The organism is Peptoniphilus timonensis JC401 (genome assembly GCF_000312025.1).
GTDB lineage: Bacteria > Bacillota > Clostridia > Tissierellales > Peptoniphilaceae > Peptoniphilus_A > Peptoniphilus_A timonensis.
Window position 1 is genome coordinate 248,659 of the sequence record NZ_HE978594.1, and the last position, 14,028, is coordinate 262,686.

Below are 14,028 nucleotides of genomic sequence, written 5' to 3' on the forward strand. Positions count from 1 at the left end.
CTCCCTTCTATCTTGGTCTTCCAAAACCATAAAAGTGTGATTTCCAATATTTTGAATTTATTGATGTGTATTGAATTGGATCTCCTGCGTGAATCATCATTCCGTTACCTGCGTATATTCCTACGTGAGATATTGGTGTTCCACTGTTATATGTTGAGTGGAAAAATATAATATCTCCAGGTTGAGCTTCACTTGGACTTACTGGATTACAATAGTCTTTGTATATTCTCCATGCAGTTGTTCTTGGCATTCTCTTTACACCAGACTTTGTAAATGACCAACATACAAAACCTGAACAGTCAAAGTTAGATGGTCCACTTGCTCCAAACACATATCTTTTACCTATATGTTTTTCTGCTTCATTAAATAAGGCTTTGGCAGTAGCTGAATCAAAAGCAAGACCAGGATTTCCAAAGTTTGGATTGTCTACTATTTCTCCTAAGTCCCCATTACCTGATCCAAAAACATCACCCATATTCCCCTTAGCTTCAAGAAGAGCTTCATAATGAACTACATTGTCTGGATAATCTTTAAATATTTCCCTAACAACTTCATCCATTTCTTTTTTCTTTAAAGTTACAATTAACTTTTTATACTCGTACTCTTCTTTTTCATAGCTAGTATAAGGATTGCCACGACTATCATATCTAGTTCTTGCTACTGTTCTTGTTCTAATTTCAATTTCTTCCTTAAAATCAAGTTTATACATCTTATCGAAAAGTTCTTTTAAAATTCCTTTTACTTCAGATGCTGATTTTACTTCTCCACATCTTGAAGTTATATAGGATAAAAGTTCATGGGTATTATGACCAATTTCTCCTTCTTTGTTTATGATATATTCGTCATATCCAGGATGGCTTGTTTTTACACTTTCGATTTGTGTTTGTAGGTCATATTCCATTGATGAAAATTCTTGATTTACTTCACTTAGAACTGTATCTTGTGATAGGTATGTTGTTGTCATTACTGAGTTTACAGAGTTACTTAGTCCACTCATACCAACACTTCCACCACCAATCATGATTGATAGCATAAGACCTAGTCCTATTACTAGAAATAAAATCATCTTACTTTTTCTTACGATTAGCTCTTTAGAAGCCTTACCTAAACTTAAAATAGCTTTTTTAACTCTATCTACAAGTCTTGTTTCATGCTTTTTAGCTATCATGCTCTTCATTTGCTTACTCTGGTAAAACTTCTTAAATCTATTTTTCTTTATATAGGCATCTGACTTTTTTAAATCTTCCAAGCCACTTTTAAACTCCAACTTGCTTTTTCTCTTTCTTATTTTTTTATCAAGTTTAGATAGCTTTTTTAAGGACTTTTTCTTTTTGTCTAACTTATACTTCCTTATTCCATGCTGGAGTTTAGAGCTTACATTAGCGACTTTTTCTCCAGATTCTACACCAGTATTGTCAGATCCTGAACTTAAATAATCTCTCACTAACTCTGAGGACTTAGCTCCAGATAATAAAACCCCAGAAGATAGACCTCCTTTAGTTTTATTCTTTAAGATGTTATCCTTTAGCTTACTTTTAGACTTTTCAAGCTCTCCAATCTTTTTATCTGATATAAAATCTTTAACATCTTTTGCTTTCTTAGAATCTTTCGGTGTAACTTTCTTAGCTTCATTTTTTAAGTCATCAATTTTCTTTCGAGTAAATTTATCACTTTCATAATTTTTTCTCTTGTAGTAAGTCTTCTTCTTGTTAACTTTCTTTTGTTCTGAAGGTTTAAGGCTTGTTTCCTTTTCATCTTTTATAAATTCTTGATTATTATCTTTAAGCTCAAAATTATCAAAAGTCTTATCTATATCAACTTCGCTTAGCTTATTTTCTTTATCTATTTCTTTAGAAATTTTTTCCTTATCTTTAAACTTCTTTCCTTGATAAAGTTTCTGCTTTTGCTTTTTATCGATATTAGCATTACTCTCGTTCTTACTTACTTCATCTCTAACAAACTTATCTTTTCTATATATTCTCTTGCTATTCTTTGTTTCAATAGGTTTATCTTCACTTGTGTGGATTCGCTTAGACTCTTTCTCGTTGATTTTGTCTTGGAATTTATCCTTACTATGAATAAGTTTATCCTCATAATTTTTAAGAACTTGTCTTTTACTTGATGCCTTCTTATTGCTTAATGGCTTAGAGTTAGCTGAAATATCATCTGTTGTTAGTTTATTAGAATTAATATCTCTACTGTTTTCACTATCAAAATTTACTTTTTTAAAGTCTACATCTAAGTCTTCATCAAGTTTAAAGCTTTCATCTGTCTTTATTTCAAGATTAGCTTGTTTTGTTTCTTCAGCCTTATTCTTATTATCTAAAACTTCTTTTCTAATTCTTTCCTTGTTTTTAGACTTCTGAAAATTTTTTAGTTTATCTTGTTTTTGATCTTTATTTAATACATTCTCATGGATAAGTTTAGATTCTTTTTCTGAAATTTTATCTCCGAACCTATCCTTAGTCTTAATAATCTTATTGGTATAATCATCTGAATGTACAAGTTTACTATCAATATTCTTTTCAGGAGCGTCCCTATTTCGTATAATTTTCTTTTGAAAATCTTTTTTTAGTTTTTTATCCATATCACACCTACTTAGCTTCTTCTGGTTTTGTTGTCATTAGCTTATATAACATGGTATCTTTAGGGAATTTATCTATAAAGGGAACAATAGTATTTCCAAAGAATAATAGTCCCTCACCTGCGTTTGAATTAGTTATATAGTTTAACTGATAAGGCGATATTTTTAATTTCTTAGCAAGAATATCTCTATCTCCAGATGCTTGATTTAACATTAGAACAAAGTCTGTATTATCAAAGATATTTTCAATTTCCTGACTTGTTAAAAGGTCTTTTACGTTTTGAGTTATACCTGTTGGAATACCTCCCCATTTTCTAAATCTTTTCCAGATTTCTACTGAATATGAAGCAGTTTGTGGATCTTTTAATAAAAGGTGGAACTCATCTATATAGTATCTTGTAGACTTGCTTCCTCTATTAAGGGAAACCTTGTTCCAAACCTGGTCTTGAATTACAAGCATACCTATTTTTTTAAGTTGTGTTCCTAGCTCTTTTATATCAAAACAGAGCAGTTGTCTATTTAGATCAACATTTGACCTATTATTAAAGACATTAAGACTTCCCTTAACATAAATTTCCATTTCTGTTGCGAGCTTCCTACCAACTCCCTCTTCTTGAGATAGGAGCATATCGTATAAATCTCCTAATATTGGCATATTTTCTGGTTTTGGGTCTTCAAAATATTTTTGATATATCTTTGGTAAGCACCTATCTATAACAGATTTTTCTGCAGCAGTAAGACCAGATCCTCCTACTACAAGTTCAAGCATTGACATTATGAAGTTTGCCTTATCCTTTAAAGGTGCGTCCCCATCTCCATAGTTCATATTAATATCTAGTGGATTTAGGTAGTCCTTTGATTTTGCTGAAACTTTAATAACTTCTCCATTAAATTGTTTTACAAGGTTTGAATACTCTCCCTCAGGATCACAAATAATTACATCATCATCTGTGACAAGAATTGCATTTGCCATCTCTCTCTTTGCCGAGAAAGATTTACCAGAACCTGGTGTACCTAATATTAATCCGTTAGGGTTCTTTAGTTTCTTTCTATCTGCCATAATCAAGTTTTGGCTAAGGGCATTTAAGCCATAGTACAAGGAATTTGCCGAATCAATAAATAACTCTTCTGTTGTAAAAGGCATAAATACTGCCGTTGATGATGAAGTTAAAAATCTTTTATTTCGACTTGGTTAACTCCTAAAGGTAAGACAGAAACAAGTCCTTGCTCTTGCTGATGAGATAATCTTTTCACTTGACAATTATGTCTGTTAGCAATTGATGAGATTTGAGCAATAGTGTTTTCCAATTTTTGATTAGTCCTAGCAAAATTCATCATTACTATGGTAACTACAAAGAGCCTTTCATCTCTATTTTGTAAGTCAGATAACATAGACTTAACATCAGCTCCGAAAGTATTTATATCTGAAGGAATAATATCCATATCATATCCAGCACGAACTGCTTTCTTTTGTTCTTCAATTTTCATTCTGTCTAGGTCTGTGTTCTTTCTCTTAATAAGTTTAATAGCTTCTGCTTGTTCAACTACATCTATATGAAAAGCTACATAAATATTGTCATCAATATCTAAAAACTCAGATAACATTCTGTCTGATAACTCACTTGCAAGTATTTGAAAATGGCTTACAGCTCCAATGAATTTCCCAAATTTAAAATTATTTGCTGGTGCAAAATTAAAGATATTGGGAGTGATATGTGATTTTGTAGACTCTTTCTTCTTCAAATCTTTATATGAAAAATCAAAGTTTTTGTCTGGATTTAACATATCGTGAACAAGTCTTAACCTTTCTTCGCCATCAAGACTCTCTGCTCTTACTCCCATAGATTTAAAGTTAGATAAAATATCTACTTCAAGTCTATTTAACTTTGCTCTTGCTTGCTCTAAGTTATCGGCTTCTGTGGTGAAGGTTATATACTTCATCTTTTTAAGTCCGTTATTCCCCTTTGCAAGTTGAAGTTTTAACATCTCTCTAAACTCTTTTCTTACATCGTCATAAAAGTCTCCCTTATCAGCAATTTTAATTGCGTCTTGTAAGTCTTTATTTCTTCCTAATTGATTTACATAAGAAAGTTCAATGTGGACACTCGGATCAAAAGAATTTAAAAAGTTGGCAAATTGGTTAAAGATTAAATCTCTATCTTCTTCCAATGCCAACTGGTAATTTATATCTTGAAATGAAATTGTCTTTGAATAATTTTTTTCATCTAACTGGCAAATGCCCTCTGGTAACATTCTTATATAGGGAATTGTATCCTCAACAGTAAATCTCTTTTTCTCTTTCTTTAAAAGTACACTTAGAAGACTATTTTTTGGATCTTTCTTTGTTTTTAGCCTTCTTACTTCCTTTCTGTCTTTTTTTAATTGTTTTTCCCTTAGATTTAAGTCGCTGATTTGCTTTTTTCTTTGCTTCAAGGTATGCCTCCTTTCTTATTCTCTTAGTTGGTTGATAAAACTTATGAAGATAGAAAAATCTAAAATATTTTTCAAAAGTTAAGGTGTCTTTTTCATATAAGGTTATAAAAAAGATTGGCAGGGTTACTATTAGCATTACAATGATAGAAACATCATTAGGTAGATATTTCTTCATAAATAAATAAGTTGGTATGCCAATTAGTCCTGCCACCGAAAAACCTATAAGTTGTCTTTTGGTTAAGTTAAAGGCAACCTTTGTTTTAATCTTGTCCAAATCTTTTGGTATTGGTACATACGCCATTTTTAATCTCCCTCTACTTCTTCTTTGGAAAGTTCAAGTATATGGTCATAATTAGATGTTGTTTCTTCTTCTAGGTAGCTAATTCTTTCTTCTAATTCTTCTTGTTTTTCTTCATTTCTGTCATTGTATTCTCCTTGATACATAACAAATTCATTATGACATCTTCCGAGTCTGTTTATTCTCCTCTTTAAGTTTCTAATCTCTTCATTTCTTTTTTTCTCTTTTAAGATTTCATAAGTTCCTCCCAATAAAATTCCAAGTCCCAATAAAGCACAATTTTTCTTTTTTAACATTTATTCCTCCTAGTGCGTATTCATAATACTTTTTGCAACTGTTCCACTCTTAAACATCATAAGTCCAAGTAGTAGAGCATATCCTAATATACTAAACAAGCTTGCGTGAATATCTGTAACCTGTACCGTTCTTATTAAAACGGTGTAGATACCTAAACATATCATCAAAAACAAACCTTGTAGTCCCAAGGCAAAAAGTCCCTTGATATAATTTGTTCCAATCTGACCCCATTCTTTATTTCCCATAGTCGCAAATGGTATGGATGATACTGATGAGTAGACATATATTTCAAACATACGCCCATATACTATTAAGGTAATAGTTAAAGATATACATTGAATTGCAATCCTCACTAGGCTTGTTTCAACTAATATCATTATTAATGCACCAACATCTTTTTCTTTTAATGTATCAACCATTGCAACTATCTGATCTCCTGAAACAGTGGCAGAAGTAGTGATTACCCCTGCCGCTTTGTTTACAAGATTTTGTGCCACATCAAAGACTGCCATTGAAAATTCAAAGGCATGGCTTGCAAGGTAGACTGCTATAAACATCTTTATAATGTATTTGAAAAACTCAAAAGTGTCTGTATCGTGCATATTATTCTTTTGCATAACCATATTTATGAGTTCAATACATAAAACTGCTGTTATGATAAGACCTGCTATTGGAACAATCACATTATCATTAATGTTTTTTATGAAGTTATATACTTCTCCGTTCCAACCCATTGGTGTCTTCCCAACATCAGTTGCAATAACTCCTACCTTGTCATTTATATCTAAGAACATGGACTCAAGATTTGCTTTGATACCTCCGAGTAGCATATCCTTAAAAAATTCAGTTAGCTTGTCAAAGATACCAAACATAGACTTTCTCCTAATTTAAAGCATTTGCAAGTAGTGGAATTAATTTGATACCAATTAGTACAATTCCTCCACCAGCCATAAGCTGCTTAATACCTTGAGATTTAGCACCAGATTGCGATAGGTAAGCCTACAGTTTCAGTGTTTCCAGCTTTTCCCCCGCTTAGCACCGTGCATGCGACTTTCACCGCACACGGCGCCCCATCACAAGAAAGATTTTCACGTTTTAATTAAGATTTACACACTTCTCAACAACTAGTTATTTCTTTTAAATGGTTGGCAATCCTATCATTTCTCTAAGTTTATTACATTTCTCAATTTGCTTACCTGTTAAGGCAAGTTCTTTTACATATTTTAGAATTGTATCTTCTTTTGTTGCATGGATTAGTATATGCACTTTTTCTGTTACAAGAATTAGATTGCTGTACTTGTCTGTACCACCTTTTTCAAGTGGTAGTTTATGGTGGCAATGTATATCACTTGGTGTTAATTTATTCCCTGTTACAAAACATCTTCCATATTGAGCTGCAAAGAGCGAAATCCTATTGTCTGCATACTCTATACTCTTATCAAGTACAGGGTGTTTCATTAACCAAACAAGAGTGTCTATATCAATTTGTAGATTTTTATGAATTAAAGATCTACCCTCTACAGTGTACTTGTTTATATCTTTTTTCTTGTGTTTTGCGTCCTTAGTTTGGATATACCCCACTGGAATTAATGGGTGTCCGTTAAGGAAGCGAAGTTGTTTACTTTTTCCATACTTATCTTTGATAAATCCTTTATTTAATATCCCATTGGTCTTTAAGTCAAGCCTGTTGTTCATTTGCTTTTTAATATGAAAGGCTATTTTAGCAAAGTCTAAACTCACATTTGTTGCTATTTGACAATAATTATGCAAGCCTGAAACAGTGGCATTATACCTAGCTATTGCTTTGTACTGCTCTTTTTCATTTGCAGGTCTTTTTATATCCGCAACACATTTAGAAATATTTTCTTTTGCATTTTTCAATGCCTTATCACTTATATGCGACTGTACAACAAACTTTTTACCTTTTGGTTTAACCTTCAGCTTGAAGCCTAAAAACTCTGAATACCTTTGTTTTAGGTTCGTGATTGTTGATTTTTCTTCATTTATTGTTAATTTAAGCCTATCTTCAAGCCACTGTTTCACTGCTTGATATGTCCTTTTTGCATCATAGTAATTACTGCAAAATATTTTAAAATCATCAGCATATCTTACAATGTAAATTTCCTTGAGCTTACTTGACCTTAAAGCTCTATAGGTATGGCTTTTTATTTCCGTTCCTTTGCTATTAGTCTTTTGTTTATATGGATAATGCGTTGGCATTGTTGCCCATTGAGATGAAACCCACCAGTCCAACTCATTTAGTACTATATTAGATAGCAATGGGGATAAAATACCTCCTTGAGGTGTACCCTTTGTAGGTATAATTGTTTCACCATTTGGCATTACAATATTAGCCTTTAACATTTCCTTGATAATGCAAATTAGCTTTTTATCTCTTATTCCTAAGTGCCATATTTGTTTTATGAGTTTTGAATGACATACATTGTCGAAAAATCCTTGTATATCAATATCAACTACATAGTGTAAATGCTGCCTTTGCATTAGCCTTGCACATTCTGCAATAGCGTGTTCTGTATTCCTATTAGGTCTAAACCCATAAGAACTGTCGTGAAATTTCGCTTCACATATTGGCTCTAAAATTTGTAAAATACATTGTTGTACAATTCTATCAACAATCGTTGGTATTCCAAGCGGTCTTGTTTTTCCATTAGGTTTTGGTATTTCCACTCTTTTTACAGGGCGGGACTTATACCAATGAAACTGTTTTTGTATTAGAGAAATGTATTCTTCCTCATTTAGTTTTGATAGATGGTTTATTGTTCTTCCATCTACTCCTGCTGTGTGACTGCCTTTATTTCCTTTTATACTTCGATAGGCTAGTTTTATATTTTCTCTTGAAGTTATTAACCCCATTAAATTTGAAAATACTTTATTCTCACTGCTATCTTTATATAGATTATCAAGGACTTCTTGCAAGTCATAATATTCCGTATAACGGATTTTATTTTGTTTTAATCTTTGTTTCGAAGTGGACACAGGCACCATCTCCTTTCGGATTTGATTTTCTTTGTCATACTCGAAGCTGTGTTTATCTTAATTTCAGTTCTTGTTCTTTCTTGTGACTAGTGGCTATCCCTCCACGAGCTTATTATTCTCGCTTCATAGGTACTATGCCACCACTTTCACCAAGATAAAAAATAGTTATATGATCTTTTTCTTATCATTTTCCCATTTAACACTTCATTAGCATTAGACTGCTTCCATGTTCTTGGTTTACCACGTTCCAACAATCCTATCATTGAATACGTTTAGGTTCTTCCTCTAAGCCTGTGTTTAGCTCTCGCCTTATCGCCTGTAACGATATATGGACTTTCATAACAACCATTCTTACTAATCCACAAACACACCATCTTTGATGGTAATTGCCGTTAGACAAATTCAAACGTCTAGACTTGTACATTCGGAAGTGCGTCAGTGTTTTGGTATACACATTCTCACCATGCGTATTCGACACCCGGCATATAGGTAGCACCATTTACCTCTAAACAGGTTTCGTATAACTATATAGCTATTTACGGCTACTCTCTGCCGACTTCACCGAGCTTTTGACAATAAATTAGTCTAATATTTATTGCCAATCGGAGTATCAGTGTAGGCATTTTAGGGCGTTACTCCATCATTCTACCTATTAGATTGTTAGTTCTCCTAAGTTTCGGACTTTATGTCCTTAAACTTAGTGCATAAGCTTTTCACTTATGAACGTGTCGCACGGTTATCATTACCATAACCTTCCATCAAGTTAATAACTCCCCACGCTCCTAAACCTGCACCAATTGCAGTTACAAGTGTCTTTAAAACTCCAACTCCAGCTGTAAAAAATTCCATATTATTCCTCCTCGTTTTCTTTCTTATTTTCTATTTTGTTTAGTGATTTAACTATAAAATTCTTGTAGACCTTATCTCCTTTTTTGTTTTCTTTGAAATATCCAAAGACATGGATTAGATCTCCTTTTTCAAATTCTTTTGCAATTTCTACCTTTTCTCCATATACTGAGCAATTTGTATATTCTTTGCCCTTTCCATATTTTTTAACAAGAGCAAAATTTGCTACTTGAACATTTTCTCCATCTTTTTCAAATTCTGAAAATTCAGCTTCCTTAACTAAATTTGCATTAATATTTATCATTTCTCTATCCATTAAATACTTCTCCTTAATCTAAAAATTTCAATTAAAAAAGCGACTGAACTTATATTTCAATCGCTAAATGTCTTATATATTAAATTGTTTTAAGTGGGACTTCTTATCCTTACCATTTTTACCTCCTAATTTTGAGTATAAAAAAAGACGATAGAGTTTTTAATTTCTATCGCCTATTAACACCTTATTTCTAGTCTTCTAAAATCGATACTTCAAGGTCTATCGCTTTAAACGTAACAGTTATTCCTACTTCGTCCTTTACTGTTTTTTCAAATAGCTCAGCTATATCATATGGGGACATATCGTATATATCTTCATACCATTCATTGCTTTCATCGTACATTGTCTCACATATTGCTTCAATATAATTTTTCTTATCCATAGTGAGTTCTGTATCACTTTCTAAAATAAACTGCTCACCGTTTATATTTAATATAATTAAAGATGATTTTCTATTTTCACACATTTTGCTTTCTCCATAAAATCAAATGTTTAATCTATTTATTTTATAACTTGATTTTAACTTTACCTTATCTCTATTTGTTAAATACTCTTCAACATCAAACAAGTTCTTCTTATCATAATCTTCCAACAACTTGTAATTCTTATGTTTTGTAATATCGAATTTATCTGACAAAAAAGGTCTTACTCCTCTTAGTTGGTATATACATTTACCACCATCCATTACAGTTATTTCATCCTGGCTCATAAGTTCCTTGCCAGTTTTTTGGTAATTTAGTCCAAAAGATTTTTGATTTGATCTTGTTTCTGATGTGTTATATAGGTCTATGGTTTCTTTTCCTAAGGTTTCTGATAATTCTTTTACTGTTGTTTTTTCTTTTCCTCCTAGAAAGAGTGTAGAGTCGCAGTTACCAACTATTGTATCTGCATGGTCTTTGTAAATTGCTTTTAATTGAGATTGTGCTTGCAGTATTATACTTGCCGATATTTCTCTTGAACGAATTGTCGCTATTAGTTTTTCAAATTTAGGAATCAAACCAATATTTGCAAACTCATCAAGTAGACACCTAACATGAACAGGAAGTCTTCCACCATACACATCATCTGCCTTATCACATAGTAGATTAAATAATTGAGAATACATTATTGAAACTACAAAGTTAAAGGTATCGTCAGTATCTGATATTATTACGAATAAGGCAGTTTTCCTATCTCCAATTTTATCGAGTTCTAATTCATCTTCACTCATTAGCTCTCTAAGCTCTCTTATATCAAAAGGTGCAAGTCTTGCTCCACATGATATGAGAATTGACTTAGCAGTTTTTCCTGCTGCCAGCTTATATTTCTTGTATTGCTTAACTGCAAAATGACTTGGGTCTTTCTTTTCAAGAGCTTCAAAGAGCCTATCAATTGGGTTCATATAGGATTCGTCATCTTCTCTAACTTCACTAGCATCAATCATATCCAAAAGTGTCTTAAAGTTCTTTTCTTCTTCAGGTGCTTCATAATATATATAACCGATGAGGGCAGTGTAATATAACTTTTCAGCCTTTACCCAAAAATCTTCTCCTGCCTTTTCTCCATCTCCCTTGGTGTTGGCAATAATTGTTTGAACAAGCTTTAAAATATCTTTTTCACTTCTCAAGTATGCAAATGGATTGTATTTCATAGATTTTTTAAAGTTTATTGTATTTAATATCTTTATATCATATCCATTTTCATAAAGCATTTTTCCACACTCTAACACAAGCGTGCCTTTAGGGTCTGTTACTACATAGGAAGAGTGCATTTGCATTAGGTTTGGCTTTACATAAAATCTTGTCTTACCTGATCCAGAACCACCTATTACTAATACATTTTTATTTCGAGCGTATTTAGGATTTTTAGGTCTTGAGTTCATTGTTAGTCTTTCAGTATTAGTTATTAGTACATTGTTTTCAAACTTAGGGTCAATATATGGAGCAATATCCTTGCTTTCTCCCCATCTTGCAGATCCATATTCCTTGCCTTGCCTATATTTCTTTTTATTTTTGCCTTTGCTATAAACAATTAGCTTAACAAGACCAGCAACTGAAATACCTACTAGCAAGTCCCTTGGATTAAGGCTTGGTATATAAGATAAAGTTCCTATATCAGAAATTCCCACCATTATTCTATCAATAATATCTCCTCCTACATAAGAATTGATGTGCTTGGAAAAGATATTTCCAATGTAGCAAAATGATAGATAAGGAATGTTTGATAATATAAATTTCTTTGGGTTGTCTATTTTAATTAGGTTTTTAATATCAGAAAGAATGGCTTCTAATATCTTATTCATCGTAGAAACCTTCACTATCTAATAAAATTAGTAGGTAGTGTCTTCCCTTTGGTGTTATAAATGTTTGTATTCCTACAAGTGTACCTAGTGGATCAACCCATTCTTTAACTTCAAAGTATCCCTTGTTCTTATCTGCATAAGGTAAGAGTTTTCTTTTCTTATCTCTGTAAATTAATCCCTTATCCATTAAAAAACTTATAAACTGATTTTGTGGTATTCCTAACTCTTTGGCAGTATTTCTAAAGTTTGTAAGTAGGTTATAATCTACTAATTTGTCATAATAGTCTGCCTTTGGTCTTAATTCTTCAATCTCTTCTTCTCTTTCGGCAATAATTCTATTGGCTACAAGAATTGCATCTGCAAGTAGCTCTTCATTAGTTTTCTTTTCTTGCCCTACTATATATCCTCCATTTTTTCTAATACTTGGTAAGACTTCTCTAGTTACCCAAGCTTTGAATATTTTTGCTTGTGGTAGTTTTGATGAGAGGATAAGTGAATACAATCCTGACTCATTAATTATTGAAATATTCTGTATTCCACCAGGGGTGTTCCATTTCGTTACACCCTTATCTTCTTCATCTACATGGTCATAAACAGCTTTTCTTGGATTGACATATCCTAGCATAGTTGCTACTTCATTTGCTATAAAGAAAAACTCACCGTCTTTTTCTATAACAGTGAGTTTCCCAAAATTCTTATTTTCAAATGTTTTTAAATTACTTATCATAAGCTTTGCTCCTTATGTTTATTTTTAACTTTATCTTTACTGATAGTTTCCTTAGCCATATCTTTAAACATATTTATAGTCTTCGTTATTGAATCTTTTCTATCGGCCTTTCTTTCAGAAGCCTTAACTGCTTTTTTAAAGGCGTGTTCCATTACCTTTATATCCTTAGATTGAAAAAACACAGAGTGGTTACCAGTTTCCTTATCTTTCATAACAGAAAACTTCACTCCGTGTTTATTTAAAATTTTCTTTAATTCTTTTAACTCAGGATCTTTTAGATTAATTTCTTCTAACTGTCCCTTTTTAACCATATCCTTTAGCTTTACTTCTTCTCCGTTATTTTTTATTACATTTTTCAAGCCTCCTTGTTCTTCTATTTGCTTGTGTACTTTCTTTAAGGCATAAAGAATTGCTTTACTTGTTGCTTTTGCAAGTCTTACTTCAAGATTAAGACTCGACCTTGATACTTCTTCATTAATCATCTATTCCACCTCCATATAAAAGTAACTCTTTGTATTTTCTTAACTTCTCTTGATGGATTTTTCTTCTAAAATCTTCTCCCGTAACTTTAACTGGTATTGTCATTTCAAGTATTCTTGAATATATCCTCTGATACTCAAGTTCAATATTAGGATTTTGAATAATTTCCAATGATAAGTTTGTAGTAAAAATTGTCGGCCTACCCTTTAAGTATCTTGTGTTTATAATGTTATATACTTGTTCTCTTGCATAAGATGTATCCCTTTCAATTCCAAGGTCATCTAGGATTAACAAAGGAATATTAGAGATGTTACTTATAATTTCATTTGAATCTAGCTTAAATGCTGATTTTTGTATTTGGTTTATAACTTGAGATAAATTCATAATCTTAATTTTAACTTGTTCTCTTTCAATTAATTCATTTGCAATAGAACAAGCAAGATAAGTCTTTCCACTTCCAACATCTCCATAAAATAACAGTCCAACATTGTCTTCTTTCATTTGCTCAAAGCTTTTAGCATAATTGTAAGCAACCTTGTAAGCTTGACCTTTTTCATTTAAGTATTTCTCAAAATTATATTTGTGTTGGATAGGTGATGAGAAGCAATCTCTTTTCAATGTCGATATTCTCATCAGTCTTTCTCTTTCTTCGTTTTCCTTATCTCTTTTTATTTCACATTCACATTTAATTCTAGGAATAAACTTTGTAAATCCAAGGTCAAGTAATTCTCCATCTACTCTTGTACCACATACCTTGCAATAGATATGT

At 32.0% G+C, this 14,028-nt stretch carries 12 protein-coding genes and 2 pseudogenes; all 14 read right to left on the bottom strand.

Translation table 11 applies throughout. The annotated features are described in order from the left end of the window. Positions 1-7 precede the first annotated feature (7 nt). Positions 8-2,587 carry a C40 family peptidase gene (locus HGPT_RS04920; RefSeq protein WP_019138738.1) on the bottom strand — a complete coding sequence of 860 codons (2,580 nt, stop codon included), beginning with the start codon at positions 2,585-2,587 and terminating at the stop codon, positions 8-10. A gap of 7 nt (positions 2,588-2,594) precedes the next feature. After that, a pseudogene (locus HGPT_RS04925) lies at positions 2,595-5,017 on the bottom strand (VirB4-like conjugal transfer ATPase, CD1110 family). Further along, a complete protein-coding gene (locus tag HGPT_RS04930) occupies positions 4,908-5,318 on the bottom strand; it encodes a PrgI family protein (RefSeq protein WP_019138739.1) in 411 nt (136 codons plus the stop codon). The pseudogene HGPT_RS04925 and the gene HGPT_RS04930 overlap by 110 nt, the downstream one beginning before the upstream one ends. Positions 5,319-5,320: 2 nt before the next feature. Next, positions 5,321-5,611, bottom strand: a complete 291-nt coding sequence (locus HGPT_RS04935; RefSeq protein ID WP_002838520.1) for a hypothetical protein — start codon at positions 5,609-5,611, stop codon at positions 5,321-5,323. Between the two features lie 9 nt (positions 5,612-5,620). After that, positions 5,621-6,484 (bottom strand): VirB6/TrbL-like conjugal transfer protein, CD1112 family, encoded by an 864-nt coding sequence (locus HGPT_RS04940; protein WP_019138740.1) that lies wholly within the window; start codon positions 6,482-6,484, stop codon positions 5,621-5,623. A 10-nt stretch (positions 6,485-6,494) separates the two neighbouring features. Next, positions 6,495-6,584, bottom strand: a pseudogene (locus HGPT_RS08875) (Maff2 family mobile element protein); the annotation flags it as partial. 165 nt (positions 6,585-6,749) lie between these two features. After that, positions 6,750-8,609, bottom strand: coding sequence for a group II intron reverse transcriptase/maturase (gene ltrA, locus HGPT_RS04945; protein WP_019138741.1), 1,860 nt, complete (start codon positions 8,607-8,609; stop codon positions 6,750-6,752). A gap of 717 nt (positions 8,610-9,326) precedes the next feature. Beyond that, the gene (locus tag HGPT_RS08880; protein WP_000394205.1) at positions 9,327-9,458 is read right to left on the bottom strand and encodes a Maff2 family mobile element protein; all 132 of its coding nucleotides are present in this window, start codon (positions 9,456-9,458) and stop codon (positions 9,327-9,329) included. Position 9,459: 1 nt separating this feature from the next. Then, complete coding sequence (locus HGPT_RS04955) at positions 9,460-9,771, bottom strand: hypothetical protein (protein WP_000373439.1); 312 nt, start codon at positions 9,769-9,771, stop codon at positions 9,460-9,462. A gap of 190 nt (positions 9,772-9,961) precedes the next feature. Then, on the bottom strand, positions 9,962-10,237 hold the full coding sequence (locus HGPT_RS04960; RefSeq protein ID WP_019138742.1) for a hypothetical protein: 276 nt from the start codon (positions 10,235-10,237) through the stop codon (positions 9,962-9,964). Between the two features lie 18 nt (positions 10,238-10,255). Next, positions 10,256-12,052: a VirD4-like conjugal transfer protein, CD1115 family gene (locus HGPT_RS04965; RefSeq protein ID WP_019138743.1), complete on the bottom strand. Its 1,797-nt coding sequence runs from the start codon at positions 12,050-12,052 to the stop codon at positions 10,256-10,258. Further along, positions 12,045-12,779 carry a phage antirepressor KilAC domain-containing protein gene (locus tag HGPT_RS04970; RefSeq protein ID WP_019138744.1) on the bottom strand — a complete coding sequence of 245 codons (735 nt, stop codon included), beginning with the start codon at positions 12,777-12,779 and terminating at the stop codon, positions 12,045-12,047. The genes HGPT_RS04965 and HGPT_RS04970 overlap by 8 nt, the downstream gene beginning before the upstream one ends. Continuing rightward, positions 12,776-13,261, bottom strand: a complete 486-nt coding sequence (locus HGPT_RS04975; protein WP_019138745.1) for a PcfB family protein — start codon at positions 13,259-13,261, stop codon at positions 12,776-12,778. Before HGPT_RS04975 ends, HGPT_RS04970 begins: the two co-directional genes overlap by 4 nt. Continuing rightward, the coding region (locus tag HGPT_RS04980) for an ATP-binding protein (RefSeq protein WP_040542640.1) at positions 13,254-14,028 on the bottom strand (775 nt) is incomplete at its 5' end. The genes HGPT_RS04980 and HGPT_RS04975, both read right to left, overlap by 8 nt.

What these genes read in the sequence shown, in the direction of transcription:
- HGPT_RS04920 (WP_019138738.1), bottom strand. Translation starts at nt 2,587, where the DNA reads ATGGATAAAAAACTAAAAAAAGATTTTCAAAAGAAAATTATACGAAAT.
- HGPT_RS04960 (WP_019138742.1), bottom strand. Translation starts at nt 10,237, where the DNA reads ATGTGTGAAAATAGAAAATCATCTTTAATTATATTAAATATAAACGGT.
- HGPT_RS04975 (WP_019138745.1), bottom strand. Translation starts at nt 13,261, where the DNA reads ATGATTAATGAAGAAGTATCAAGGTCGAGTCTTAATCTTGAAGTAAGA.
- HGPT_RS04935 (WP_002838520.1), bottom strand. Translation starts at nt 5,611, where the DNA reads ATGTTAAAAAAGAAAAATTGTGCTTTATTGGGACTTGGAATTTTATTG.
- HGPT_RS08880 (WP_000394205.1), bottom strand. Translation starts at nt 9,458, where the DNA reads ATGGAATTTTTTACAGCTGGAGTTGGAGTTTTAAAGACACTTGTAACT.
- HGPT_RS04955 (WP_000373439.1), bottom strand. Translation starts at nt 9,771, where the DNA reads ATGGATAGAGAAATGATAAATATTAATGCAAATTTAGTTAAGGAAGCT.
- HGPT_RS04930 (WP_019138739.1), bottom strand. Translation starts at nt 5,318, where the DNA reads ATGGCGTATGTACCAATACCAAAAGATTTGGACAAGATTAAAACAAAG.
- HGPT_RS04940 (WP_019138740.1), bottom strand. Translation starts at nt 6,484, where the DNA reads ATGTTTGGTATCTTTGACAAGCTAACTGAATTTTTTAAGGATATGCTA.
- HGPT_RS04970 (WP_019138744.1), bottom strand. Translation starts at nt 12,779, where the DNA reads ATGATAAGTAATTTAAAAACATTTGAAAATAAGAATTTTGGGAAACTC.
- HGPT_RS04965 (WP_019138743.1), bottom strand. Translation starts at nt 12,052, where the DNA reads ATGAATAAGATATTAGAAGCCATTCTTTCTGATATTAAAAACCTAATT.